General features: G+C 64.2%; 22 protein-coding genes and 1 tRNA gene. 16 read left to right on the forward strand and 7 right to left on the reverse strand.

All coding sequences use genetic code 11. The annotated features are described in order from the left end of the window. The first annotated feature begins 8 nt into the window (after positions 1–8). Genes AC1RRT_RS01870 through AC1RRT_RS01915 form a run of 10 tightly spaced genes read left to right on the forward strand, consistent with a single transcriptional unit; the run spans position 9 to position 11,441 of the window. On the forward strand, positions 9–1,247 hold the full coding sequence (locus tag AC1RRT_RS01870; protein WP_493011953.1) for a glycosyltransferase family 4 protein: 1,239 nt from the start codon (positions 9–11) through the stop codon (positions 1,245–1,247). A 9-nt stretch (positions 1,248–1,256) separates the two neighbouring features. Then, the gene (locus AC1RRT_RS01875; protein WP_493011954.1) at positions 1,257–2,396 is read left to right on the forward strand and encodes a glycosyltransferase family 4 protein; all 1,140 of its coding nucleotides are present in this window, start codon (positions 1,257–1,259) and stop codon (positions 2,394–2,396) included. Continuing rightward, positions 2,393–2,965, forward strand: a complete 573-nt coding sequence (locus AC1RRT_RS01880) for a histidine phosphatase family protein (protein WP_493011955.1) — start codon at positions 2,393–2,395, stop codon at positions 2,963–2,965. Before AC1RRT_RS01875 ends, AC1RRT_RS01880 begins: the two co-directional genes overlap by 4 nt. A 4-nt stretch (positions 2,966–2,969) precedes the next feature. Continuing rightward, positions 2,970–4,124, forward strand: a complete 1,155-nt coding sequence (locus tag AC1RRT_RS01885) for a glycosyltransferase family protein (RefSeq protein WP_493011956.1) — start codon at positions 2,970–2,972, stop codon at positions 4,122–4,124. Further along, positions 4,124–4,918, forward strand: coding sequence for a polysaccharide deacetylase family protein (locus AC1RRT_RS01890; protein WP_493011957.1), 795 nt, complete (start codon positions 4,124–4,126; stop codon positions 4,916–4,918). Before AC1RRT_RS01885 ends, AC1RRT_RS01890 begins: the two co-directional genes overlap by 1 nt. Beyond that, entirely contained in the window at positions 4,915–5,409 is a 495-nt protein-coding gene (locus AC1RRT_RS01895; RefSeq protein ID WP_493011958.1) for a hypothetical protein, read from the forward strand. The genes AC1RRT_RS01890 and AC1RRT_RS01895 overlap by 4 nt, the downstream gene beginning before the upstream one ends. Before the next feature lies 1 nt (position 5,410). Further along, entirely contained in the window at positions 5,411–7,333 is a 1,923-nt protein-coding gene (locus tag AC1RRT_RS01900) for an ABC transporter ATP-binding protein (RefSeq protein ID WP_493011959.1), read from the forward strand. After that, positions 7,330–9,231 carry an ABC transporter substrate-binding protein gene (locus tag AC1RRT_RS01905; protein ID WP_493011960.1) on the forward strand — a complete coding sequence of 634 codons (1,902 nt, stop codon included), beginning with the start codon at positions 7,330–7,332 and terminating at the stop codon, positions 9,229–9,231. Before AC1RRT_RS01900 ends, AC1RRT_RS01905 begins: the two co-directional genes overlap by 4 nt. Positions 9,232–9,243: 12 nt before the next feature. Continuing rightward, positions 9,244–10,269, forward strand: a complete 1,026-nt coding sequence (locus AC1RRT_RS01910; protein ID WP_493011961.1) for an ABC transporter permease — start codon at positions 9,244–9,246, stop codon at positions 10,267–10,269. A 5-nt stretch (positions 10,270–10,274) separates the two neighbouring features. Beyond that, positions 10,275–11,441, forward strand: coding sequence for an ABC transporter permease (locus AC1RRT_RS01915; RefSeq protein ID WP_493011962.1), 1,167 nt, complete (start codon positions 10,275–10,277; stop codon positions 11,439–11,441). 9 nt (positions 11,442–11,450) lie between these two features. Here AC1RRT_RS01915 and AC1RRT_RS01920 read toward each other — a convergent pair whose 3' ends face one another. Further along, positions 11,451–12,296: a class I SAM-dependent methyltransferase gene (locus AC1RRT_RS01920; RefSeq protein WP_493011963.1), complete on the reverse strand. Its 846-nt coding sequence runs from the start codon at positions 12,294–12,296 to the stop codon at positions 11,451–11,453. Continuing rightward, the gene (locus tag AC1RRT_RS01925) at positions 12,296–13,129 is read right to left on the reverse strand and encodes an MBL fold metallo-hydrolase (protein ID WP_493011964.1); all 834 of its coding nucleotides are present in this window, start codon (positions 13,127–13,129) and stop codon (positions 12,296–12,298) included. The genes AC1RRT_RS01920 and AC1RRT_RS01925 overlap by 1 nt, the downstream gene beginning before the upstream one ends. 122 nt (positions 13,130–13,251) lie before the next feature. Between AC1RRT_RS01925 and AC1RRT_RS01930 the strand changes: the two genes are divergently transcribed. Beyond that, positions 13,252–14,007: an enoyl-CoA hydratase/isomerase family protein gene (locus tag AC1RRT_RS01930; protein WP_493011965.1), complete on the forward strand. Its 756-nt coding sequence runs from the start codon at positions 13,252–13,254 to the stop codon at positions 14,005–14,007. A gap of 3 nt (positions 14,008–14,010) precedes the next feature. On the opposite strand, the gene AC1RRT_RS01935 is transcribed toward AC1RRT_RS01930, so the two are convergent. The 5 genes from AC1RRT_RS01935 to carA are packed head-to-tail and all read right to left on the reverse strand — an operon-like array spanning position 14,011 to position 20,527. Then, positions 14,011–14,703 carry a response regulator transcription factor gene (locus AC1RRT_RS01935; RefSeq protein ID WP_493011966.1) on the reverse strand — a complete coding sequence of 231 codons (693 nt, stop codon included), beginning with the start codon at positions 14,701–14,703 and terminating at the stop codon, positions 14,011–14,013. 9 nt (positions 14,704–14,712) lie between these two features. Beyond that, entirely contained in the window at positions 14,713–15,573 is an 861-nt protein-coding gene (locus tag AC1RRT_RS01940; RefSeq protein ID WP_493011967.1) for an alpha/beta hydrolase, read from the reverse strand. 19 nt (positions 15,574–15,592) lie between these two features. Continuing rightward, on the reverse strand, positions 15,593–16,066 hold the full coding sequence (gene greA / locus AC1RRT_RS01945; protein WP_493015117.1) for a transcription elongation factor GreA: 474 nt from the start codon (positions 16,064–16,066) through the stop codon (positions 15,593–15,595). Positions 16,067–16,087: 21 nt separating this feature from the next. Then, the gene (gene carB, locus AC1RRT_RS01950; protein WP_493011968.1) at positions 16,088–19,321 is read right to left on the reverse strand and encodes a carbamoyl-phosphate synthase large subunit; all 3,234 of its coding nucleotides are present in this window, start codon (positions 19,319–19,321) and stop codon (positions 16,088–16,090) included. Between the two features lie 30 nt (positions 19,322–19,351). Then, complete coding sequence (gene carA, locus AC1RRT_RS01955; protein WP_493011969.1) at positions 19,352–20,527, reverse strand: glutamine-hydrolyzing carbamoyl-phosphate synthase small subunit; 1,176 nt, start codon at positions 20,525–20,527, stop codon at positions 19,352–19,354. 291 nt (positions 20,528–20,818) lie between these two features. Between carA and AC1RRT_RS01960 the strand changes: the two genes are divergently transcribed. The 5 genes from AC1RRT_RS01960 to AC1RRT_RS01980 all read left to right on the forward strand — a co-directional run bounded on the left by AC1RRT_RS01960 (position 20,819) and on the right by AC1RRT_RS01980 (position 26,663). Next, positions 20,819–21,277, forward strand: a complete 459-nt coding sequence (locus AC1RRT_RS01960; protein ID WP_493011970.1) for a GatB/YqeY domain-containing protein — start codon at positions 20,819–20,821, stop codon at positions 21,275–21,277. Between the two features lie 52 nt (positions 21,278–21,329). Next, positions 21,330–23,174: a DNA primase gene (gene dnaG, locus AC1RRT_RS01965; protein WP_493011971.1), complete on the forward strand. Its 1,845-nt coding sequence runs from the start codon at positions 21,330–21,332 to the stop codon at positions 23,172–23,174. Between the two features lie 64 nt (positions 23,175–23,238). Then, the gene (gene rpoD / locus AC1RRT_RS01970) at positions 23,239–25,326 is read left to right on the forward strand and encodes an RNA polymerase sigma factor RpoD (protein WP_493011972.1); all 2,088 of its coding nucleotides are present in this window, start codon (positions 23,239–23,241) and stop codon (positions 25,324–25,326) included. Between the two features lie 87 nt (positions 25,327–25,413). Beyond that, positions 25,414–25,490: transfer RNA gene (locus AC1RRT_RS01975), tRNA-Ile, on the forward strand. A 366-nt stretch (positions 25,491–25,856) separates the two neighbouring features. After that, positions 25,857–26,663, forward strand: a complete 807-nt coding sequence (locus AC1RRT_RS01980; RefSeq protein ID WP_493011973.1) for an adenylate/guanylate cyclase domain-containing protein — start codon at positions 25,857–25,859, stop codon at positions 26,661–26,663. Positions 26,664–26,670: the final 7 nt, after the last annotated feature.

Raw genomic sequence — 26,670 nt, forward strand, 5'->3', positions numbered from 1 at the left:
AAAAGCGTATGTCAGCGTTACCTTCCCCGACTGTTGCCTTCATTCTGAAAGGGTATCCGCGCCTGTCGGAAACCTTCATCGCGCAGGAGATTGCTGCCCTGGAGGCGCGCGGTCTCGATCTCATGATCGTTTCGCTGCGTCATCCGACGGACAAGAAGCGCCATCCGCTGCATGAACAGATCACAGCGCGCGTGCTGTACCTTCCGGAATACCTGTATCAAGAGCCTTGGCGCGTGCTGCGCGGCTGGTGGAAGGCGCGCCGTCTGCCCGGCTATCGCACGGCATTGCATCAATGGTGGCGCGACCTGAAGCGTGACCGCACGCCCAATCGCATCCGCCGTTTCGGTCAAGCACTGGTGCTGGCCGCCGAATTGCCGGACAGCTGCCGCCACCTGCATGCGCACTTCATTCATACGCCGGGTTCGGTGACGCGCTATGCGGCGCAGATCCTGCAATATCCCTGGACGGCGTCGGCGCATGCCCGCGACATCTGGATCACGCCGGAATGGGAGAAGCGCGAAAAGCTGGCCGATTGCCAGTGGGCCGTCACCTGCACCGCCCATAACGTTTCGCATCTGATGGCCCTGAGCGATCCGACCAAGGTCTCGCTGGTCTATCACGGCCTCGATTTCTCCCGCTTCCCCGAAGCGCCGGACTGGCGGCCGCGCCGCGATGGCCGCGATGCACAAGACCCGGTGAAGCTGCTGTCGGTCGGCCGCGCCGTGGAGAAGAAGGGCTACGATATCCTGCTGCAGGCGCTGGCCCGCCTGCCCGTCGACCTGCACTGGCATTTCACCCATATCGGTGGCGGCCCATTGCTGCCGGCCCTGAAAGCCCAGGCGGCACAGCTCAATCTCACCGATCGCATTCTTTGGCGCGGCGCCGAGGCACAGGATGCCGTGATCGCCGCCTATCGCGAGGCCGATATCTTCACGCTGGCAAGCCGGCGCGACCGCGATGGCGACATGGACGGCCTGCCCAATGTGCTGATGGAGGCCCAGAGCCAGGGCCTGCCCTGCGCCGCGACCTCGATTTCGGCTATCCCGGAACTGATTGTCGATGGCGAAACCGGCCTGCTGGTGCCGGCCGAGGATGTGGGCGAGTTGTCCGTCGCCCTGAACCGCCTGATCGTCGATCCCATGCTGCGCCAGCGGCTGGGCGAGCGGGCCTCGGCCCGCGTGCGGCAGGATTTCGGCATGAGCCGCGGCATTGCCGATCTTGCGAAACGTTTCGGCCTCACGGGCTGAGGCGACGCCATGCGGATCGGTTTCTATGCGCCGCTGAAACCCCCGGATCATCCGGCACCGTCGGGCGATCGCCGCATTGCGCGGCTGTTCATGGCCGCTCTGCGCGGCCTAGGCCATGACGTGACGTTGTTGTCCGATCTGCGCAGCCTCAACCGCGAGGGCGATCCGGCCCGGGAGGCGGCTACCGCCGCCGCCGCCGCAACTGACGTCGCGCGGCTGCTCGCAGCCTGGAAGCAGGAACCCTCCACCCGGCCCGACCTGCTGTTCACCTATCATGTCTACCACAAGGCCGCCGATTACGTGGCGCCGGCGCTCAAGGCGGCTACCGGCCTGCCCTATGTGATCGCCGAGGCCTCGGTGGCGCCAAAGCGCAAAGATGGCCCCTGGGCCGCCGGCTTCGCGCAGGCTGCCACCGCCATCCGTGCGGCAGATGCCATCCTCGCGATCACTGCACTTGATCGCGTCTGCCTGAACGAGTTTGCCGGCGGGAACAAAGTCACGCCTTTCCCGCCCTTCCTGGAAACCGGCCTGTTCATGACCGGTGCGGCGCAACGCGATGACCATCGCCGTACCCTCGCCGAACGCTTCGCCCTGCCGGCCGGCAGGCCCTGGCTGCTGGCGGTCGGCATGATGCGCAGCGGCGACAAGCTCGCTTCCTTCCGCCGGCTGGCCGAAACGCTGCCGCTGGCGCTTGAGCATGACTGGCATCTGCTGGTGGTGGGCGACGGGCCTGAGCGGGCCGCCGTGGAGGCGGCTTTCGCACCGCTGAAAGGCCGCGTCAGCTTCATCGGCCAGCTGGAACCTGATCGGCTGGCGGCCCTGTATGCGGCCAGCGATCTGTATGTCTGGCCTGCCGTGAATGAAGCCTACGGCATGGCGCTGCTGGAAGCGCAGGCGGCGGGCCTGCCCGTGCTGTCGGTCAACACGCGCGGCGTCCCCGATATCGTGCGCCATGACATCAGCGGCTGGCTCGCCCCCGATGACGAGCCCGCCACGCTGGCGGCTGCGCTATCCATGCTGCTGGCCGACCGCGGCCTGCTGCAGCGTCTGGCGCGCGAAGCGCCGCGTCATGTCGCAGCCAATCATGCGATGCCAGCCGCGCAGATGCGTCTGCATGCCATCTTCGAACGTCTGGGGCTGATGTCATGACCCGGCTGGTGCTGCTGCGCCATGGAGCAACGGACTGGAATGCGGCCAAACGCCTGCAGGGGCGCGCCGATATCCCGTTATCCGACAAGGGCCGCGCCGCACTATCGGGCCACCGGATTCCAGCCGTCTATCGCGATCGCCTGTGGTTCGTCAGCCCGCTGCAGCGCGCGCGCCAGACCGCCGAGGCCCTGACTCTGCAGGCCGTTCCGGAACCGGCCCTGATCGAGATGCATTGGGGCGACTATGAAGGCCATACGCTGGCCGAGCTGCAGGCCCTGCATGGCGAGGCTTTTGCAGCCAACGAAGCGCGCGGACTCGATCTGCAGCCGCCCGGCGGCGAAAGCCCCCGTCAGGTGCAGCAGCGCCTGCTGCCCTGGCTGCGCAGCCTGGAGGCCGATGCCGGTGCGGTGACCCACAAGGGCGTAATCCGTGCGATGCTGGCCCTGGCCTTCGACTGGCCGATGCTGGACAAGCCACCGGTGAAACTGGACTGGCACTGCCTGCAGGAATTTCGCATAACAAAAGATGGCCGGCCCGAGCTGCTGGCCGCCAACATCCCGCTGGAGTAGCCCGATGCCCGCGCCGCGCGTCATGATCTATGTGCAGCATCTGCTCGGTGTCGGGCATCTGCATCGCGTGACCGCCATCGCCCGAGCCTTCGCACGTCATGGCAGCCCCGTGCAGCTGGTCTCCGGCGGCATGCCTGACCCTACTCTGCATGGTCTTGACGGCATCACCTTCGTGCAGCTGCCGCCGACCCGCGCCAAGGATGCCACCTTCAAGATTCTGCTGGACGAGACCGGTGCTCCCATTACCGATGAATGGCGCGCCAATCGCATCGCCCGGCTGCAATCGGTCTTCGATGATTTCGCCCCGGATGTGCTGCTGACTGAACTATTCCCCTTCGGCCGTCGCCCGATGCGCTTCGAGCTGCTGCCGCTGCTGGCCAATATCCGCAAGATGCAGCAGCGCCCGCTGGTGCTCTGTTCAGTGCGTGACATCCTGGTCGACCGCACCAAGCCGGAACGTGATCTCGACAGCATCCAGTGGCTGCAGGATTACTACGACTACGCGCTGATCCATGGCGACCCGACGGTGGTGCCGTTCGAAAAGACTTTCCCGCTGGCCGAACGCATTACGGATCGGCTGCGCTATACCGGCTATATCGTCGAACGGCATGCCGTGCCCAAGACCGATGCCGGCAGGGATGAAGTCCTGGTCTCGGCCGGCGGCGGCGCCGTCGGTCTGCCGCTGTTCCGCATGGCGCTGGCCGCCCGACCGTTGTCGGCGGCGCGCGACAAGCCCTGGCGCATCCTTGTCAGTCCCCACGAAGACCCCGCAGCCATCGATGATCTTCGCCGCCTCGCGGGCACCGGCGTGACCATCGAGCATGTGCGCCCGGATTTCCCGGGCATGCTGCGGCATTGCCTGCTGTCGATCAGCAAGGCCGGCTACAACACCGTGATGGAAACCCTGAGCAGCAGCGCACGCGCGATCGTCGTGCCATTCGCGGGCGGCGAGGAAACCGAACAGGCCCTGCGCGCCGACCTGCTGGCCGAGCGCGGCCTGCTGCAGGTGCTGCGCGAAACTGACCTGACGCCCGAACGCCTGGCGAAGCGCATCGACCAGGCACTGGACATGCCGAAGGCGGCCGGCGCCGGCATCCGCCTGGATGGTGCCGATGAAGCCGTGCGGCTGGTGAACGAACTACTCGGCAAGCCGCGCTGATGGATGCCGCAGCCACATGGACCGATCTGCAGGTCGAACTTGATCGTTGGGCCATGGAAGGCCGTGTCGCGGATTTCTGGTGGCGCGACGACGATGCTGTCGAGGTCACGCCCGCGCTGGAGCAGCTGCTCCAGCTCCACAGCCAGACCGGCACCCCCCTGTCGCTGGCCATCATCCCCGCCCGGGCCCAGGCCTCGCTGGCCGTCCGGCTTGCGAGCACATCTGGCATTGCTGCACTGCAACATGGCTGGGCCCATGAGAATCACGCAAGCGTGACGGCCAAAAAGTCTGAACTGCCAGCCGACCGCCCACTGGCCAAGCGACTGGATGATCTGCGCCGCGGGCATGACCGTATGAAAGACATGTTCGGCAGCTGTCTGCAGCCGGTTCTGGTGCCACCCTGGAACAGGGCCGCCGAGGACCTGCTGCCGGCATTGCCAGGGCTGGGGTTCACGGCCATCTCAGGCTTCAAGCCTCGGACGGACTACTGGGCCGGGGGAGGTCTTGTCTGGCTCAACACGCATGTCGATCCGATCGACTGGCATGGCGGAAATGCCGCAATCGGCGCGGCCCGGGCGCTGCACGCGGCCTGCGCCATGCTGCGCGGCATGCGGCTGGGCGAGCTGCCGCTGCAACCTCTGGGATTACTGACCCATCACCTGCGCCACGACGAAAACGTCTGGGACTTCACGGCCCGTTTTCTCGACACCACCCGTCACACGGCCGCGCAGTGGGTCAATACCGCCGCCGCGCTCGGGGTCGGCCGGCCCGCCGGCGTCATACCCTCGTCATGACCCGCCTGTATTACCCGGCCACCCGGCTGCTGCCGGACTATCTGCGCGCCGGCCTCGGGCTGGCTATGTGTCTGGGACTTCTGTTGTTTGCTGCCCCTCAATCTGTCATTTTTATCCTGTTAGCCGGATTGAGCCTGTTACTGACCTGGCTTGGCGCCGTCACGCTCTGGCGCCAGCAGACCGAGATCACACTCGACGCGTCAGGCGTGACACGGACCGGCCGATGGGGATTGGGAAAGCGGTTGGTCCTGCCATGGGGCGAGGTCCGCAAGGTGACCTTGCGGTACTATTCGACCCGCCGCGACCGCAGCGAAGGCTGGCTACGGGTGACTATTAAGGGGATTGGGGGAACTTTGCGCGCCGATAGCGAGTTGATCGGTTTTCCGCAACTGGTTGGCCAGGCATTCGCCGCGGCCGAGCGGAATGGCGCCGTCATTGACGAAACCTCCCGCCTCAATGCTGCGCATCTGCAAGCCATGAAGGGTCTCTGACATGAGCGCCCCGACCGCCAGCGCTTCCTCCGCAAGTCCGAACGTCCTCGAGGTCAACGACCTCAAGGTGCAGTTCAGCCTGCCCGAGGGCCTGATCAAGGCAGTCGACGGCGTCAGCTTCCGCATTCCGCAGGGCGGCACTGTTGCACTGGTGGGTGAATCCGGTTCGGGCAAATCGGTGGTCAGTCAGGCGATCATGGGCATCCTGCCCAAGCTGGCCCGCATCGCCGGCGGCGAAATCCTGTTTAACGATCCGGTGCAGCCGGGCCAGACCGTCAACATCGCGACACTGCCGCGCGGCGGCAAGGCGATGCGCGAGCTCCAGGGCGGTCGTATATCGATCATCTTCCAGGAGCCGATGACCTCGCTCAGCCCGCTCCACACCATCGGCGACCAGATCACCGAATCCCTCCAGCTGCACCGCCGCGCCAGCGATGCACAGGCGCGCGAGTTGGCCATGGAGATGTTGCGCCTGGTCGGCTTCCCCGATCCGCAGCGCGCGCTCAAGACCTATGCCTTTGAACTCTCGGGCGGCCTGCGCCAGCGCGCCATGATCGCCATGGCGCTGGTCTGCCGTCCTGCCCTGCTGGTGGCCGACGAACCGACGACGGCACTTGATGTCACCATCCAGGCCCAGATTCTGAAACTGCTGAAGGACCTGCAGGGCGAGCTGGGCATGGCGATCCTGATGATCACCCATGATCTTGGCGTGGTCGCCAACATGGCCGACGAGATTGTCGTCATGTATCATGGCCAGGTCATGGAGCGCGGCGGCCTGCACGATATCTTCGGCGCCCCCAAGCACCCCTACCTGAAGGCCCTGCTGCATGCCGTGCCGCGCTTCAACATGAAGCCGGGCGAGCGGCTGGTGCCGATCCGCGAGATCAAAGGCGAGGTCGGCAGCCTGCTGCGCAGCGGCAAGACGCGCGTGGCGACGACTGCAGCCAATGAAACGCTGCTGGACGTATCTCATGTCAGCAAGAGCTTCACCCTGCGCAAAAGCGGCCTGTTCGGCCGAGCCCCCTCCAGTGCAGTGATGGCCGTCGATGATGTCAGCTTCACCGTGAAGCGCGGCGAATGCCTAGGCCTCGTGGGTGAGTCCGGCTGCGGCAAGACGACCACCAGCAAGATGATCCTGCGTGCGGTTTCGACGGACAGCGGCAGCATCCGCTTCCATGACGGCGGCAAGGAGGTCGATGTGCTGAAGCTGGAAGGCGATGACCTGTTTCGGTATCGCCGCCAGGTACAGTTCATCTTCCAGGACCCGTTCTCCTCGCTCAATCCGCGCATGACGGTGTTCGACATCGTCTCTGAGCCCCTGGTTATTCACGGCATCGGCGACTCCGACGAGCGCTTCGCCCGCGTGAAAGAGCTGATGACCCTGGTCGGCCTCGATCCGCGCTTCCTCCGCCGCTATCCACATTCCTTCTCAGGCGGCCAGCGCCAGCGCATCGGCATCGCCCGTGCCCTGGCCCTGCAGCCCGATCTGCTGATCTGCGATGAACCGGTCTCGGCACTGGATGTCTCGATCCAGGCGCAGATCCTGAATCTGCTCAAGGACCTGAAAAAAGAACTTGGGCTAACCTATATGTTCATCTCGCACAATCTGGCGGTGGTCGATTACATCGCCGACCGTATTGCCGTGATGTGCGCCGGCCGGCTGGTGGAACTGGCGCCGCGCGAGCAGCTGTTCAGCAATCCGGTGCATCCCTACACCAAGGCGCTGCTCTCGGCTGTACCGAAGCCCGACCCGAACAGCCGCCTCGATTTGCGGCTGCTGATGGAAGGCAAGGCTTCGAAGCCCGCCGCCTGGCCGCAGCCGTTCACGATTGATGCCAACACGCGGCCGCGCATGATCGAGGTCAGCAATGGCCATCTGGTCCGCGCTGCGGCCTCTGCCGATTTCCGGGATCTTGTTGCATGAAGACATTCCTCACTCTCGCCCTGCTCCTGACTGCAGTCCTGTTCGCGGCGCCATCGTCTGCGCAGATGCCCGATCTGCAGGAGACGCCATCTCTCGCAGCCGATGTCGCGAGCGGCAGGCTGCCGGCCATCGCCCGGCGGCTGCCGGAAAAGCCGATGGTCGTATCCTTCGCCGCGCCCAACGAGGAAGGCCGGCAGGGTGGCGATCTGCGCACCATGATCAGCCGCGCCCGCGAAACCAGACTGCTGAACGTGATCGGCTATACCCGGCTGGTCATTTACAACGAGCGCTATCAGATTGTTCCCGACCTGGTGGAATCCTTCGAAGTTACGGATGACCGCATCTTCACCTTTCATCTGCGCAAGGGTCATCGCTGGTCTGACGGCAAGCCTTTCACGGCGGAAGACTTCCGCTACTACTGGGAAGATGTCGCCAACAACAAGGATCTGAGCCCCGCCGGTCCGCCCGCCGACCTGCTGCTGGATGGCGAAAAGCCCAAGGTCGAATTCGTTGACGAAACCACCATTCGCTACAGCTGGTCGAAGCGCAATGCCGGCTTCCTGCCGCGCGTGGCCGGCACCTCTGCCTTCAATCTCTATCGCCCCGCCCATTACCTGAAGCAGTTCCATGGCAAGTATGCCGAGCCGGCCAAGCTGGCCGCGCTGGTCACTGCCGAGAAGCGCGCCAACTGGGCCGCCCTGCACAACCGCATGGACAATATGGTCGAGGGCGACAACCCCGACCTGCCCGGCCTGGATCCCTGGGTGATCACCACCAAGCCGCCGGCCGTTCGCTTCATCGCCATGCGCAACCCATATTTCCATCGCATCGACAGTAACGGCCGCCAGTTGCCCTATCTTGACCGCATCGTCATGAGCCAGGCCGATGGTAAGCTGATCCCAGCCAAAAGCGGTGCCGGCGAGGCCGATCTGCAGTTCCGTAACATCAGCTTCAACAACTTCACCTTCCTGAAGGAAAACGAGAAGCGCGCCGGCTACAGGACGCTGCTCTGGCGCACCGCCAAAGGCTCGCATTTCGCGCTCTACCCCAATCTCAACTGCAACGATCCGGTCTGGCGCAACCTGATGCGCGATACGCGCTTCCGCCACGCGCTGTCGCTCGGCATCGACCGCCAGTCCATCAATGAATCGCTGTTCTTCGGCCTGGCGCTGGAATCCAACAACACGATCCTGCCCGACAGCCCTCTGTTCAAGCCGGAATACCAGAATACCAACGCCAAGCTGGACGTCGCCACCGCCAACCGCCTGCTCGACCAGATGGGCTTGACGCGGCGCGATGGCAGCGGCATCCGCCTGCTCAACGACGGACGGCCGGCCGAGATCATCGTTGAGACCGCCGGCGAAGATACAGAGCAGACCGATATCCTGGAGTTGATCGGCGAGAACTGGGCCAAGATCGGCATCAAGCTCTTTGCCAAGCCGAGCCAGCGCGACGTGGTACGCAATCGCATCTTCTCGGGCGAGGCCATGATGTCGGTCTGGGCCGGCCTGGAAAACGGCCTGCCGAATGCGGACAGCAAACCCAATGAACTGGCGCCCACCTCGCAATACGGCCTGCAATGGCCGAAATGGGGTCAGTGGCATGAAACCGGACACCAGTCCGGCGAACCCATCGACATGCCGCTGGCGCAGGAGCTGTTCGACCTCTACCAGGCCTGGCTCGATACCGGCGACCCGGCGGAACGCAGCCGCATCTGGCATCGCATGCTATCGATCCATGCCGAGCAGACCTACAGCATCGGCGTGGTCAGCGGCGTATTCCAGCCGATCGTCGCCAGCAAGAAGCTGAGGAACATCCCGAAAGAAGGTGTCTTCAACTGGGATCCGGGCGCGTTCGTCGGCCTCTATCGTCCGGAAACCTTCTGGCTGCAACCGTAAGCCGGATTTCACATGCTGACTTACCTTGCCCGTCGCCTGCTGCTGATGATCCCCACCCTGCTGGTCATCAGCCTGTTGATCTTCCTGATCATCAAGCTTCCACCCGGCGATTACTTGACCAACCAGATCGCGGAACTGCGCGCCCAGGGTGAGACCAGCGCGCTGGAGCGCGCGGAATTCCTGCGCCGCCAATATGCGCTGGACCGCCCCCTGCTGGAGCAATATGCCATCTGGATGGGTTTCTGGTCCGGCCCCAATGGCTTCTCCGGCCTGCTGCAGGGCGACTGGGGCTGGTCGTTCGAATACAACCGGCCGGTCGGCGAGCTGATCGGCGACCGCCTGGCCATGACGGCGATCATCAACTTCTTCACCATCCTGTTCATCTACCTCGTCGCCTTCCCGATCGGCGTCTATTCGGCGACGCGGCAGTATTCCTGGGGTGACTACGGTTTCACCCTGTTCGGCTATATCGGGCTGGCGACGCCAAATTTCCTCTTGGCGCTGGTGCTGCTCTATTACGCCAACATGTGGTTCGGCGTCAGCATGGGTGGCCTGGTCGATCCGGAACTGGTCGATGCGCCCTGGAACATGGAGAAGATCCGCTCCCTCATGATCCACATGATCGTTCCGGTCATCGTGATCGGCACCTCGGGAACGGCCGCGATGATCCGTCGCCTGCGCGCCAATTTGCTGGATGAGCTGCAGAAGCAGTATGTCACCACAGCTCGCGCCAAGGGGCTGCCGCCGCTGCGACTGCTGGTGAAATACCCCATCCGCATGGCACTCAATCCCTTCATTGCCGATATCGGCAATCTGCTGCCCTCCATCGTCTCGGGCTCGGTCATCGTCTCGGTGGTGATGAGCCTGCCGACGGCCGGCCCCATGCTGTTGGGCGCGCTGCAGTCACTCGACCAGTATCTGGCCGGCTCTTTCCTGATGTTCCTGGCCCTGCTCACCGTCATCGGCATGCTGGTCTCCGACATCCTGCTGGCGCTGCTTGATCCGCGCATCCGCCTCGCCGGCGGACAGGCGAAGTAAGCGCCATGAGCAATCAGCCCTCCAAGCCGGTCGAGCACTGGGTCAATCCCAAGCCCTTCGACCCCTATTCCGTCGAGGCGATGACGCCCGAGCAGGAACAGTATTACCGCGCCTCGCAATGGAAGATGATGTGGTGGAAATTCCGCCGGCATCGCCTGGGGCTGTGGAGCGGCGTTGTGCTGCTGCTGATCTACGGTTCCACGCTGTTCTCTGAATTCATCGCGCCCTACAACCTGCAGACCCGCAATCCGCGTGGCATCTATGCGCCGCCGCATGAGATCAACCTGTTCCACGAAGGCACCTTCATCGGGCCCTTCGTTTACGGTCATCGCTTCAAGATGAACACCGAGACCCTGAAGCGAGAATACAGCCCGGATACGACCAAGGTGCACAAGCTGCGCTTCTTCTGCCAGGGCGACGAATACGAGTTCTGGAGCCTGGTGCCGATGAGCTTCCACTTCGTCTGCCCGGCCGAGGACGGCGCCTTCTATCTGATGGGCACCGATCGCCTGGGGCGCGACATCTTTTCCCGTATCGTTTACGGCACCCGCATCTCGCTCACCGTGGGCCTGATCGGCATCGCCATAAGCTTCATCATCGGCATCGTGCTGGGCGGGATATCCGGCTATTACGGCGGCTGGATCGACACGGTGATCCAGCGCCTGATCGAACTGATCCGTTCGCTGCCCGAGTTGCCGCTGTGGATGGCGCTCTCGGCCGCGCTGCCAGTGACCTGGTCGCCGATCCTGGTCTATTTCGGCATCACCATCATCCTCGGCCTGCTCGACTGGCCGGGCCTGGCGCGCGCCGTACGCTCCAAGCTGCTGGCGCTGCGCGAGGAAGACTTCGCCACGGCCGCCAAGCTGATGGGGGCCTCGCCCCAGCGCATCATCGGCCGTCACCTGCTGCCCAGCTTCATGAGCCACCTGATCGCCTCGGCGACGCTGTCGGTGCCGTCGATGATCCTGGGCGAGACCGCGCTGTCCTTCCTCGGGCTTGGCCTGCGGCCGCCGATCACCTCCTGGGGCGTTCTGCTGAACGAGGCCCAGAACATCAACGTGGTGGCGCTCTATCCCTGGCTGATGGCGCCGGCCCTGCCGGTGATCGTGGTGGTGCTGGCCTTCAACTTCTTCGGCGACGGCCTGCGCGACGCGGCCGATCCCTATCGCTGACTTCAGCCTCTAGGCCGGCTTGACCAGCCACAGGCTGGCCGGCAGCGATTCCGCCATATGCGGCAGACGACCGACGATGCTGCCGCTGACTGCCTGGGCCAGTCGCGTGCGCGCATAGTGGCTGGCAAACAGCGGCTTGAAGCCGCCAGCCAGCAGCGGGCCGATCAGTTGCTGCTCGTTATAGCCGCGCCAGGCCCATTCGGCCGGATAGTCGTCGGGCATGAAGATGTCGTGGATGTGCACCAGCACGCCATGCGGCAAGGCCGGCAGCACGCGATTGAACAGCCAGTCGACATCGCTGCCCGGCATCAGGATATGGCTGGAATCGATGAAGAGGATGTCGCCGGGCTGCAGCGTGGCGAAGACGGCCGGATCGGCGGTCTGCACCACTGCCGGCAGGAACCGCACGTCCAGGCCGGTCAGCGCCGCACGCGGCTGCGGATCGATGGCGGTGATCTCGGTCGGGATGCCGGCATCGGCCACGGCACGGACCAGGAAACGGGTCGAATGCCCGGAACCGACCTCGATGATGCGCCGCGGTGCGTATTGCCGCACCAGCGTATAGGCGGCCACCGCGTCCAACGTGGGGAACCAGCTTTGCGTGAAGCGCGGCGCCGGCGCGGGCGCCTTGTCATTGGCGATCCGCAGCAGCGCATCGGCATAGGCATCGGCGCCGCGCAGCAGATCGAGGAAAATGTCTTCAGCAGCAGTGAACTGCGCCGCCACCCCGTCATAGATCGGCTGGCGCTCCGCCACGGTATCGGCATAGCGATAGGGAATGAAGAAACCCTGCCGGCGCAGCCCCAGGATCGTCTGCAGCCCCATGCGGAGCCGCCGCCAGGTCACGCGCGACATCAGGGCCGCAGCACCAGGCCCTCGCGGGCCACGACCGATCCCGGCCGCGCGGCGGCGACGTCAGCCGCCACCTTGTCCATGAAGGCGTCGTCATGCTCGGGGTCGTGGTGGAAGACGACGAAGGTCTTCACGCCGGCCGCGTCGCATAGCTTGGCTCCGGCCTGCCAGGTGGAATGACCCCAGCCCTTGCGGCAAGTGTGCTCTTCGTCGGTATACATCGAGTCATAGATGACGATGTCGGCGCCCCGGATCAGGTCGAGGATATTCTGGTCCATGCCCTGCTCGGGATGCTCGGTGTCGGTCAGGTAGCAGATCGATTTGCCCTGATATTCGACGCGATAGCCGGTGGCGAGGTCGGGATGACTTAGCGGTCCGGTTCGCACGGTGATGCCCGGATGCGGATGCAGCACTGCGCCCTGGTCGAAATCGTGGAAGCTGATCTTGGCCTGGAAGATTTCCAACGGCACCGGGAAGAGCGGCGAGCACATCATCTGCTTCAACACGCCCTTGATGCCGCCGTTATCGGTAACATGGCCGGCATGGATGCGGAATGTATTGCGCGGATCGAAGGCTGGGCAGAAATGCGGCAGGCCGCAGACATGGTCGTAATGGGTGTGGCTGAAGAAGACGTCGGCATCGATCGGCTCCTTCCGGCCGCTCAGGGCAACGCCCAGCGCCCGGACGCCCGTGCCGGTGTCAAAGATCAGGGTATGCGCACCACAGCGCACCTCGATCGACGAGGTGTTGCCGCCATAGCGCATCACTTCCGGCGAGCCGACGGCAATGCTGCCGCGCACGCCCCAGAAGCGTACGTAAAAATCGTCAACCCCCACCTGGGCCTCCTTTTTCCCGTCAGCGTCGAGGGATGGAGTGCCTTCTGTGCCGACTGATCCTTGCCGGTCGGCGAGGTCTGTGCGGAAATCTGTCATGAACAAGATTAAGGGCGGGCCGGCGCATGTCTCAAGCGTTTATTACTGAAATCCAAGGTTCCTTGGCGGCCATCACATTTTGCCGGCCCGAAAAGCATAATGCCTTGGAAATAGCCGACCTGGAGGCCCTGGACGCAGAACTGCTTACCCTAGGGAACAGGTCCGATATCCGCACACTTCTGCTGCGCGCCCAGGGCAAAAGCTTCTGTTCCGGCGTCGATTTTGGCGCTGTCGCCGGCCATGACTGGCGCGACAACCCGCTGGAGCGCGTCTGCGACCGGCTGGAGGCTTTTCCCTTCCCCACGGTCTGCGTGCTGCAGGGCGGCGTTTATGGCGGCGGCACCGACCTGGCGCTGGCCTGCGATTTCCGTCTGGGCGCTGTAGGCATCCGATGCTTCATTCCGCCGGCCAAACTCGGCATCCAGTATCACGCGCATGGACTGAAGCGCGCCGTCACCCGGCTCGGCCTCGGCCCGGCCAAGCGGCTGTTCCTTGCCACCGAAACCTTCGATGCCGACGAGATGCTGCGCACCGGCTTTCTCGACTGGCTGGTGCCCGCCGCCGATCTGGATACGCGCGCGCAGGCTCTCGCCACGACACTGACCAGCCTCGCTCCGCTGGCGATGCAGGGCATGAAGCGCAGCCTGAATGAAGTCGCCGCCAACCTGTTCGACGAGCGCAGCGCCCGTGATCGCGCCGCCGCCAGCTTCCGCACCGCCGATCACCTGGAAGGCCGTCAGGCCATGGCAGAGAAACGCCCGCCCAAATTCACCGGCGCCTGAACCTCAGGGCTGCAGGCGATAGCCACCCGGATCGGTGATCAGCAACCGGGCGACGCCCGGATCGCGCTCGATCTTCTGGCGCAGGCGGTAAATGTGGGTTTCCAGCGTATGCGTGGAAACGCCGGCATTATAGCCCCAGACCTCGGCCAGCAGGATTTCGCGCGGCACCGGCTTGGAGCCGGCGCGCAGCAGGTACTTCAGGATCGCGGTTTCCTTCTCGGTCAGCCGCACCTTCTTGCCGGCCTTCTCGGTGTCCAGCAGCATCTTGTTGGACGGACGGAAGCTGTAGGGCCCGATGGCGAAGACCGCATCCTCGCTCTGCTCGAACTGCCGCAGCTGCGCCCGGATGCGCGCCAGCAGCACACCGAGCTTGAAGGGCTTAGTGACGTAATCGTTGGCGCCGGACTCCAGCCCCAGGATCGTATCGGCCTCGCCGTCGGCCGCGGTCAGCATGATCACCGGCGCACGCAGCCCCTGCTCGCGCATCTTGCGGCAAAGGTCGCGGCCGTCCATGTCAGGCAGGCCGACATCCAGCAGTACCAGATCGAAATGTTCCCCCGGCAACGTCTGCAGCGCGGCAGCAGCATCGTTGACGCAGAGCGTCGAGAATTCACGGGTGGTCTCGAGCTGCTCGGCCAGCAGGCCCTGCAGCGTCGTATCGTCATCCACCAGAAGCAGGCGTTTGGGTCCGCTCATCTTTCCCCCTCAGCGCAGCTTGGCTGCCATTGCGCGATGCAAGGCCGTGCCGGGTTGCGCCAGCTCGTCGATGATATCGAAATGATGCCGGTCTGGCACTGTGATCGCAGTCACCGGGCTGGTCCCTTGATGCTGCCAGGCTATCACAAAGTCGTGCTGTTGCTGATGAAAGGCCGGCGTTTCCGCTCCGCCCACGGCGCAAACCAATGGCGGCAATGGTCCGGCGAAATCCGGCAGCAGCAGCAACGGCGAATTGCGCACTGCAACAGCATCATCCATGCCCAGCTTGTCGTTCAGATAGGTGTTCCGGATCGGGCGCAGGTCGTTGAGTCCGGAGACCGAACAGCCGCTTTTCACCAGATCGGGCGGGGCCGCGCCATCCAGCCGCGCCCAGTCGGTCAGCAATGCCATGGCGGTCAGGTGCCCGCCGGCGGAATGCCCGCTGACATGGATGCGGTTTGGGTCGAAGCCAAGCGGCGCCGCCTCGCGCCACAGGAACAGGATCGCGCGGCGAACCGAGGCGACAATGCGGTCCATATCGGCCTCGGGCGCCAGCGGGTAATTGATCACCGCGACATTGGCCAAGCCAGCCTCGCCGGCGAAGGCAGAGGCCACGAAGGCATTCTCCGCCTTGCTCAGCGCCTGCCAGTAGCCGCCATGGATGAAGACCAGCAGCGGGCCGTCAGCCCGCGGCAGGGTGTAGAGATCGAGCGTCTCGCGCGGATGCGGGCCATAGGCGATGTCGGCGCGGTGGCTCAGCGCCTGCCGCGTACGGCTGCTGTTGGCGGCCCAACGGTCCAGGTCCTGCTGATGCGTCGGCACCGCGGCCCGGTTGTTGTAGAGCTTGTCGAGAGCCGCACGATCAAGCATCGGCACGCTCTCCACAATCTTACTTGAAGGCGACCGAAACGATCTCGTAGGCCTTCGCGCCGCCCGGCGTCGAGACTTCGACGCTCTCGCCGGCAGCCTTGCCGACCAGCGCCCGCGCCAGCGGCGCGGTGATCGACAGCAGGCCGGACTTGATGTCCGCCTCGTCGGCGCCGACGATCTGGTAGGTGCTTTCCTCGTCGGTATCCTCATCGGCCAGCACAACCGTGGCGCCGAACAGCACCTTTTCGCCCGACAGCTTCGACACGTCGATCACCTCGGCGCGGCGCAGCTTGTCCTCGAGTTCCAGGATGCGGCTTTCGATCCAGCCCTGGCGCTCCTTGGCAGCATGGTACTCGGCGTTTTCAGACAAGTCGCCATGCTCGCGCGCTTCCGAAATCGCACGGATCACCGCCGGCCGTTCGACCGACTTCAAATTCTTCAGCTCGGCCTCCAGGCGCTGGTAGCCGCCTGCGGTCATCGGGATCTTCTGCATCATTCCCTTCCTGTCAGACCGTTAAAAGTAGGCTTGGAGAGGCGCGACCGCAAGGCTCCCTCCGCGCAGGGCCTCAATCGCCCGCACAGCGGCCTTGGCACCGGCCACAGTGGTGAAATACGGAATCTTGTTCATCAGGGCAGTGCGGCGCAGGTCGAAGCTGTCGCGGATCGAGGCGGCACCTTCTGAGGTATTGAAGACCAGCTGGATATCGCCGTTCTTCATGGCGTCGACCACATGCGGCCGTCCTTCCATCACCTTGTTGACCCGGCTGACGGCGATCCCATGCTCCTCGAAGAAGCGGGCCGTGCCAGTGGTGCCGACCAGGCCGAAGCCCATGGCGATCAGGCGGCGCGCCGCATCCACCAGGGCCGATTTGTCGTTGTCGCGTACCGAGATGAATACGCTGCCCTGCAGCGGCAGGATGGTGCCGGCAGCGAGCTGCGCCTTGGCGAAGGCCGTGCCGAAGTCATGGTCAATGCCCATGACTTCGCCGGTCGATTTCATCTCGGGGCCGAGGATGATGTCGACGCCGGGGAAGCGGGCGAACGGGAACACGGCTTCCTTCACCGCGATATGGTCGACCTTGTTTTCATGCAGGTTGAAGCTGGCGAGCTTCTCGCCCGCCATGACGCGCGAGGCGATCTTGGCCAGCGGCACGCCAATGGCCTTGGCCACGAAGGGCACCGTGCGCGAGGCGCGCGGGTTCACTTCCAGGATGTAGACCACGCCGTCTTTCACCGCATACTGAACATTCATCAGGCCAACGACCTTGAGCGCGCGCGCCAGGGCCTCGGTCTGCTGCTTGATGTCGGCGATGATCTCGGGCGCCAGACTGTAGGGCGGCAGGGTACAGGCACTGTCCCCGGAATGAATGCCGGCCTCTTCGATATGTTCCATCACACCGGCGACAAACTGCGTCTCGGCATCGGCCAGGCAGTCGACGTCCACCTCGATGGCATCCGACAGGTAGCTATCGATCAGCACCGGCGACGAGCCCGAAACCTTCACGGCCTCGGTCATGTAGCGCTCGAGCTGGGCATTGCTGCGCACGATTTCCATGGCGCGGCCGCCCAGCACATAGGACGGACGGATGACGACCGGATAGCCGATGCGGGCGACCACGGCGCGCGCCTCGTCCTCCGAGCGCGCGATGCCATTCTCGGGCTGCTTCAGGTTCAGTTTCTGCAGCAGCTGCTGGAAGCGTTCGCGATCCTCGGCCAGGTCGATGGCATCCGGCGAGGTGCCGAGGATCGGCACCTTGGCGGCTTCCAGGCCGGCGGCGAGCTTCAGCGGAGTCTGGCCGCCGAACTGCACGATCACGCCCAGGAGCGTGCCCTTCGACTGCTCGACGCGCACGATCTCCATCACATCTTCGACCGTCAGCGGTTCGAAATACAGGCGATCGGAGGTGTCGTAATCGGTCGAGACGGTTTCCGGATTGCAATTGACCATGATGGTCTCGAACCCGGCTTCCTTCAGCGCATAAGCGGCATGGACGCAGCAATAGTCGAATTCGATGCCCTGGCCGATGCGGTTCGGACCGCCACCCAGGATCATCACCTTCTTGCGATCCTGCGGCTGCGCCTCGCATTCGGCATCGGGGCCGAATTCGTAGGTCGAATACATGTAGGGCGTGCGGCTTTCGAACTCGGCGGCGCAGGTGTCGACGCGCTTGAACACCGGCACGACGCCAATCTTGCGACGCTCGGCTGAAACCTCGGCCTCCTTCTTGCCGGCCAGCTCGGCCAGACGGGCATCGGAGAAGCCCATGCGCTTCAGCGCGCGCACGGCATCGGCATCCTTGGGAATACCGGCCTTGCGAATCTGCTCTTCGGTCTGGACGATCTCTTCGATCTGCTCCAGGAACCACGGATCGTATTTGCAGGCGGCGTGAATCTCGGCGACCGTCAGGCCATGACGGAATGCCTGCGCGATCACCAGCAGGCGATCCGGCGTCGGCTTGGCCAGCGCGGCGACGATGGCTTCCGTGCCATCGGTGTCGTCGGCATTGGCGATGGTCACTTCATTGAGGCCGGTCAAGCCGGTCTCCATCGAGCGCAGCACCTTCTGCAGGCTCTCCTGGAAGCTGCGGCCCATCGACATCGCCTCGCCCACCGACTTCATCGAGGTGTTCAGCAGGCGATCGGTGCCCGGGAACTTCTCGAAGGTGAAGCGCGGCATCTTGGTGACGATGTAATCAATGGTCGGCTCGAACGAGGCCGGCGTCACGCCGGTGATGTCGTTCATCAGCTCGTCCAGCGTGTAACCCACGGCCAGCTTGGCGGCCACCTTGGCGATCGGGAAGCCGGTCGCCTTCGAGGCCAGAGCCGAAGAGCGCGAGACACGCGGATTCATCTCGATCACGACCATGCGGCCATCGGCCGGATTGACGGCGAACTGCACATTCGAACCGCCGGTCTCGACGCCGATCTCGCGCAGCACCGCCATCGAGGCGTCGCGCATGATCTGATATTCCTTGTCGGTGAGCGTCAGCGCCGGCGCGACGGTCACGCTGTCGCCGGTATGCACGCCCATTGGATCGATATTCTCGATCGAGCAGATGATGATGCAGTTGTCCTTCTTGTCGCGGACAACCTCCATCTCGTATTCCTTCCAGCCGAGCACTGATTCATCGATCAGCACTTCGGTGGTGGGCGAGGCATCAAGGCCGCGCGTGACGATCTCGTCGAATTCCTCGCGCGTATAGGCAATACCGCCGCCGGTGCCGGCCAGCGTGAACGACGGACGGATGACCGCCGGCAGGCCCACGGTGGGCAGCAGCGCGCGGGCCTCGTCCAGTGTATGCGCGGTACCCGAGCGCGGCATGTCCAACTTCAGGCGGTTCATCGCCTGACGGAACTGCTCGCGATCCTCGGCCATCACGATAGCTTCGCGGCTGGCACCGATGAGCTGGACGCCGAATTTCTTCAGCACGCCCTGCTCGTCCAGCTTCATTGCGGTGTTCAGCGCGGTCTGACCGCCCATGGTGGGCAGCAGCGCATCGGGGCGCTCCTTCTCGATCACCATCGCCACGATCTCGGGCGTGATCGGCTCGATATAGGTCGCATCGGCCAGACCCGGATCGGTCATGATCGTGGCCGGGTTCGAGTTGATCAGGATGACGCGGTAGCCCTCGGCCTTCAGCGCCTGGCAGGCCTGCGTGCCCGAATAGTCGAACTCGCAGGCCTGGCCGATCACAATGGGACCGGCGCCGATGATCAGGATGCTTTTGATGTCAGTACGTTTGGGCATGATTCACCTGGGAGCGAAGCGCAGCACGGTTCAGCCGCGCTTCTGCTCCATCAACTTTGCAAAGCGTTCAAACAGATAGTGGCTGTCCTGCGGGCCGGGCGAGGCTTCGGGATGATACTGCACCGAGAAGACCGGCTTGTCGGTCAGCTTGATGCCTTCATTCGAGCCGTCGAACAGCGACACATGCGTGCGCACCACATTCTTGGGCAGGCTTTCCTCGATCACGCAGAAGCCGTGATTCTGGCTGGTGATCTCCACCTTGCCGGTTTCCAGGTCCTTCACCGGATGGTTGGCACCGCGGTGGCCGCGATCCATCTTGCCGGTCTTGCCGCCGAGCGCGAGCGCCAGCATCTGGTGACCAAGGCAGATGCCGAACACCGGCTTGCCGCTATCGACCAGCGCCTTGATCGTCGGCACGGCATATTCGCCGGTCGCCGCCGGATCGCCGGGACCGTTCGAGAGGAAAACGCCATCGGGCTTGTGCCGCAGCACATCCTCGGCCGTCGCATTGCCCGGCACGACGGTGACCTTGCAGCCGACATCGGCGAGGTTGCGCAGGATGTTGCGCTTGATGCCGTAGTCGATGGCGACAACGTGGAACTTGGGGTTGCTCTGCTTGCCGTAACCTTTGCCGAGCTGCCAGCGGGTCTCGTCCCAGCCATAGGTCTGGCGGCAGGTCACTTCGGCGGCAAGATCCATGCCTTCCAGGCCCGGCCAGCTCTTGGCCTTGGCATGCAGCGCCGCGAGATCGAACTTGCCGTCATTGCGATGGGCGATCACACCGTTCGGCGCGCCCTGGTCGCGGATACGGCGCGTCATCGCACGCGTGTCGATCCCCGAAATGCCGATCAGGTTGCGCAGCTTGAGCCAGTCGTTGAGATGACTGTTGCTGCGGAAATTAGACGGCCCGGTGATCGGCGCGCGCAGGATCAGGCCGCGGGCGGCGATGCCCTGGGTCTCGATGTCTTCGGCGTTGGTGCCGACATTGCCGATATGCGGGAAGGTGAAAGTGATGATCTGGCCGGCATAGGAGGGATCGGTGAGGATTTCCTGGTAGCCGGTCATCGAAGTGTTGAAGCAGACCTCGCCGACGCTGTCGCCCTCGGCGCCCAGCCCGTGGCCCCAGAAGACACTGCCATCGGCCAACACCACAACGCCGGTATAGCCGGGGCCCGGCGGTGCGGCGTATTTCGGTGTCTCGGCCATGATGGGCTCCATTACTCGGGTCGGGCGGCGCAGGCGTCAGGCCGCAAAAAACCACCGGAGGCGAGCGCATCCGGCGGTACGGCACAGCTGTTCACGATGATTGCGGCGGCGGCGGGCGCCGCTTCAACCGAGGCCGGACCATATCAAAACTCCCGCCCCAGTCAACCCCGCCCGAAAGGTTAAAAGCATATAAAAATCATATACTTATTCGCTTTGCGCAGCGAGGCGCTCTGGGCTATGCTGCGCGCCTTCCGAAAACACCCCGATTCCGTATACCGCTAGAGGACTGCGATGCTGCGCGACACGCTCAACCAGGCGATGAAGGATGCCATGAAGGCCAAGGACGCGCGGCGTCTGGCCACCATCCGCATGGTTCTGGCGGCCATCAAGGACAAGGACATCGCCGCCCGCACCTCGGCCGAAGAGCGCACCGGCATCGACGATGGCGCCATCCTGTCGCTGCTGCAGAACATGGTGAAGCAGCGCCGCGAGTCGGCAGCCGCCTTCGAGGCCGGCGGCCGCATGGAGCTGGCGACCCAGGAAAAGGAAGAAATCGCCATTATCGAGGGCTATCTGCCCCAGCAGCTCTCCGACTCGGAAGTCGAAGCCGCCGCCAAGGCCGCCATCGCCGAGTCGGGTGCTGCCAGCATCAAGGACATGGGCAAGGCCGTTGCGATTCTGAAGGCGAAATACGCGGGTCAGATGGACTTCGGCAAGGCAGCGGCTATCCTGAAGGCCCAGCTCAGCTGAGCGGCCCCGAGTCGTCCCGAGTCGCGGCCGGAACGGGCGTTTAGGGATAGCCATGGCCTTTCCCGATTCCTTTCTGGAAGAATTGCGCAACCGGCTGCCGCTGTCCGGCGTGGTCGGCCGTTCGGTGCGCCTGATCAAGCGCGGCCGCGAGTTCACCGGTCTCTGCCCCTTCCATAACGAGAAGTCGCCGTCCTTCACGGTCAACGACGACAAGGGCTTCTTCCACTGCTTCGGCTGCGGCGCCCATGGCGACGTGATCGGCTTCACCATGCGCAGCAGCGGCATGGGTTTCCCTGAAGCCGTCGAGCTGCTGGCGGGCGAAGCTGGCCTGGACGTGCCGCGCATGCGCCCGGAAGATCGCGAAAAGGCCGAACAGGTCGCGACCCTGGGCAAGGTGATGGAGGAAGCCACCGCCTGGTACCAAGCGCAGCTGAAAGGCGCGGTTGGCGCGGAAGCACGCACTTACATCCAGAAGCGCGGCTTGAAAGCCGAGACCGTCGAACGCTTCCGCATGGGATACGCCCCGCAAAGCCGCACCGCGCTGAAAGAGGCGATGCTAGCGCGCAAGCTGCCGGAAGACCTGCTGATCGAGAGCGGGCTTCTGATCAAGCCGGAAGACGGCGGCGCCAGCTACGACCGCTTCCGCAACCGCGTGATGTTCCCGATTGGCGACCGCCGCGGCCGCATCATCGCCTTTGGCGGCCGCGCGCTCGATCCCGATGCGCCGGCGAAGTATCTCAACTCGCCCGAGACGCCGCTCTTCCACAAGGGGCGCAATCTCTACAACCACGCCATCGCCCGTGAAGCCGCCCGCGAGAGCGGCACCGTGATCGTGGTCGAAGGCTACATGGACGTGATCGCGCTCGCCCAGGCCGGCATCAACCATGCCGTCGCCCCGCTGGGCACCGCGCTGACCGAGGAGCAGATCGCGCTGCTCTGGCGCCTCTCGGCCGAGCCGATCCTGTGTTTCGACGGCGACAATGCCGGCATCCGGGCCGCCATGCGGGCCGCCGACCGCGCCCTGCCCCTGCTCGAGCCCGGCCATTCTTTCCGTTTCGCCCTGTTGCCAGGCGGCCAGGATCCGGACGACCTGATCAAAACCCAGGGCCGGGCCGCCATGGACGGAGTGCTGGCCGCCGCCGCCCCGCTGGCCGATATCCTGTGGCGCAAGGAGACCGAGGGCCGGCCGCTGGATACCCCGGAGCGCCGGGCCGCCCTGGAATCGGCCCTGTACGGGGTGGCCGGCCAGATCAAGAATCCGGCGGTCCAGAACCACTACCGGGACCATTTCCGCGCCAAGCTGCGCACCCTGTTCGCCCCGACGCGGACCTGGAAGCCCAATAATCGTCCGAACCGCCCCGCCTATGGCCAGGGGGGCCAGTTTGGCAAGCCCCTGCCGCCCCTGGCCGTCGGCGGCCCCATCAATGCAGCCCCAGGCAGGACCGAAAGGGCGCTTTTGGCCGCCGTTCTGGCCCATCCCTGGCTTCTGGAGGAGCATGGGGAGGCCTTTGCCAACCTGAGCTTCCCGACGGGGCCGCTTGACAGCCTTAAGAGCCGGATTCTAGAAGAAGCCTCCCGCCATCCGGGTCTTGACGGCGAGGCCTTCGCAGCCCATCTCAGGCAGCGAGGACTCGGGGCCGCGCTCGACCTCGTGACTGGCGAGACCGGCCGGATTCTGGAGCCCTTTGCGCGCGCCGATACTCCGGCGGACAAGGTTGAGCGAGGGTGGTGGCAGGCTGTGCAGCGGTACCGTCTGGCGGAGCTGGAGCAGGAGCTGGCGGCGGCAGAGGCCGATCTGGCCAGTAATACAAATCCCGAAGCATGGCAGCGCTTCCAGGCCTTACAGGCAGAGGTCGGTTCGGCGCGCAGTCAGGTTTCGGTATCGGATACGGATTGAACGACAGGCCGCTCATACCGGGCGGCCTTGAGCATTTTACAAGACAGGACAGTTAGGACCCGGCATGGCAAAACAGGCAGCGGCCCCTGACACCGCAGAAGCACCCGAAAAAGAAGAGACCGTTGACACGCCGCTGATCGACGCGTCGATGGCTGCCATCAAGCGCATGCTGGCCAAGGCCAAGGAGCGCGGCTACGTCACTTATGACGAAATCAATGCCGTGCTGCCGCCGGAGCATGTCTCGTCCGAGCAGATCGAAGACACCATGGCGATGCTGTCCGAAATGGGCATCACCATCGTTGAATCCGAAGAGCAGGAGGACGGCGGCGTAGCCGCTGTCGACAAGGAAGAAGGCGACGGCGACAGCGAAAGCGGTGACGGCGAAGTTGCCGCCACTGCGCCGGCCAAGGCCGAGGTCGACCGCACCGACGATCCGGTGCGCATGTACCTCCGCGAAATGGGTTCGGTCGAGCTGCTGTCGCGCGAGGGCGAAATCGCCATCGCCAAGCGCATCGAGGCCGGCCGCGAAAAGATGATCGGCGCGATCTGCGAAAGCCCGCTGACCATCCAGGCGATCGTGAAGTGGCGCGACGACCTGGTCGACGGCAAGATCCTGCTGCGCGACGTGGTCGATCTGGAAGCGACGCTGGGCGGTTCCGCCGGCGGCCCGGATAATGCGGCCCTTGATGGTGTGGAAGCTGACGAGGCCGAGGAAGCCACTGCGCCGAAGGAAGAGGCCAAGCCGGCAAAGCCGGCTGTTGCCGCGCCGCCGCCGGTGAAGGCCGAGAAGCTCGAAAAGAAGAAGGTCAAGGATGCAGCGCCCGGCGACGAGCCGGAAGTTGCCGCCGCGCCGGAAGAGCCTGACGAGGAAGACGAGGCCAACCTGTCGCTCGCCGCGATGGAAGCCCAGCTCAAGCCGCAGGTTCTGGAAGCCTTCGATGCCATCGCCAAGCATTACAAGAAGCTGCAGAAAACGCAGGAAGAGCGCCTGCAGGCGGCTCTGGCGCATGCCGATGCCGATGTCCGCAAGGACAAGGCCTATGCCAAGTCCAAGCAGGAAATGATTGTCCTGATGGAATCGGTTCACCTGAACAACGGCCGCATCGAAAGCCTGGTCGAAAGCATGTACGGCCTGAACAAGCGGCTGATGATGCTGGAAGGCAAGCTGCTGCGCTCGGCTGAAAGCTTCAAGATTCCGCGCGACGAGTTCCTCAAGCAGTATGATGGCCAGGAACTCGATCCGAACTGGATGACCAAGGTCGCCAAGCTGAAGAGCCACAAGGGTTGGGTGCGTTTCGGTGAAGCCGCCTCGCGCGAAGTGAATCCGATCCGCGAGCAGATCGCGACGATTGCCACCGAGTTCGGCCTGCCGATCTCGGAATTCAAGCGCATCTACAAGCAGGTGCGTGAAGGCGAGCGCGAAGCCAGCGTGGCGAAGAAGGAAATGGTGGAGGCCAACCTGCGCCTCGTCATCTCCATCGCCAAGAAGTACACCAACCGCGGTCTGCAGTTCCTCGATCTGATCCAGGAAGGCAACATCGGCCTGATGAAGGCGGTGGACAAGTTCGAATACCGCCGCGGCTACAAGTTCTCGACCTACGCCACCTGGTGGATCCGTCAGGCGATCACCCGCTCGATCGCCGACCAGGCCCGCACCATCCGTATCCCGGTGCATATGATCGAGACGATCAACAAGCTGGTGCGCACCAGCCGCCAGATGCTGCATGAGATCGGCCGCGAGCCGACGCCGGAAGAACTGGCGACCAAGCTCGGCATGCCGCTGGAGAAGGTGCGCAAGGTGCTGAAGATCGCCAAGGAACCGATCTCTCTCGAAACGCCGATCGGCGACGAGGAAGACAGCCATCTGGGCGATTTCATCGAGGACAAGAACGCCGTCCTGCCGGTGGACGCCGCGATCAACTCGAACCTGCGCGAAACCACGACCCGCGTTCTGGCGACGCTCACCCCGCGAGAGGAGCGCGTGCTGCGCATGCGCTTCGGCATCGGCATGAACACCGACCATACGCTGGAAGAAGTCGGCCAGCAGTTCTCGGTCACCCGCGAACGTATCCGCCAGATCGAAGCCAAGGCTCTGCGCAAGTTGAAGCACCCGAGCCGGTCGCGTAAGTTGCGCTCGTTCCTGGATACGTAAGCGGTCCGGAGCGACAGAGATCAGGGCCCCGGTCTCAAAGCCGGGGCCTTTTTCATGACGGGGGATCCCCTCGTCAGCGGGGAGCGTGGGCCTGTAGCTCAACTGGTTAGAGCCGGCCGCTCATAACGGTCTGGTTGCTGGTTCAAGTCCAGCCGGGCCCACCATCCCTGCCCTTTTCGGCCAAACCATTGAAATACCTGGGACAGTTATGCTCCAGCTCGGCCAGTTCACGCCAAATGGGCGACCGGTTCGTGCCAGTTGCCGGCCAGTTAGAGCCAGTTGACGCCAGTTGCGTCCAGTTGGAGCCAGTTCCCAGCCAGCCGCCGCCAGTTCGGGCCGGATGGCCCCTGTGACCAGAAATCCGTATTCACGATGGGCAACAGCAGCCTTGAAATAAGAACATAAATCGAACATAAAGTCAAACCGCCGCCCGCCCCGCTTTCATTGCCCGTCGTCACAGCCGGCGCTGAAAGGCGCGGCGCCCGACAGGCAGCGGCGTATACTCGCATCATACGAGGGGACGATTTCCAATGACCGAGGCCGCCGACAGCATCCGCCGCAAACTGACGACCATCTTCTGCGCCGACGTGCAGGGCTACAGCGCGCTGGTCGAGCGCGACGAGGTCGGCACGGTGACGCGGCTGAAGCAGTATCGCGAAGTGATGGTGGCCGAGATCGAGCGCCACCATGGCCGCCTGATCAACACCTGGGGCGACGGCCTGCTGGCCGAATTCTCCTCGCCCGTTGAGGCCGTCTTCTGCGCCGTGGAAACCCAGCGGCGGCTCTCTTTACGCAATGCCGACGAACCGCTGGCGCCGGCCATGCAGTTCCGCATCGGCATCAACATCGGCGACGTGATGATCGACGGCGACGACATCTATGGCGAAGGCGTGAATATCGCTGCGCGCCTTGAATCGCTGGCCGAGCCAGGCGGCGTGTGCATTTCCGGCATGGTGTTCGAGCAGGTGCGCAAGAAACTCGACCTCGGCTTCGACTTCATCGGCGCGCGCGAAATCAAGAATATCGCCGAGCCGGTGCAGGCCTATCGTGTGCAGATGGGCGGCGCTGGCGCGCCCCATGCGGTGCGGCCGGTTGAACCAGCGCAGCCCGCCGCGCCCGCATCCGAAGCCGACGACACGGAAGCCGCGCTACTGAAATGGAAACGCAATGCCTGGCGCTTCGGCGCCGTGCTGATCGCACTGATCCTCATCAACCTGATGACCAGCCCGGGGCGGCTGTGGTTCCAGTGGCCGATGCTGGGCATCGCTCTGATGCTGGTCCTGCGCTTCCCCTATGGCGTCGATCCGCGCCGGCTGTGGCCCTCGAAGCGCGATTGATAGCGCT

It is taken from the genome of Ferrovibrio sp. GW821-FHT12B10, from assembly GCF_058807515.1.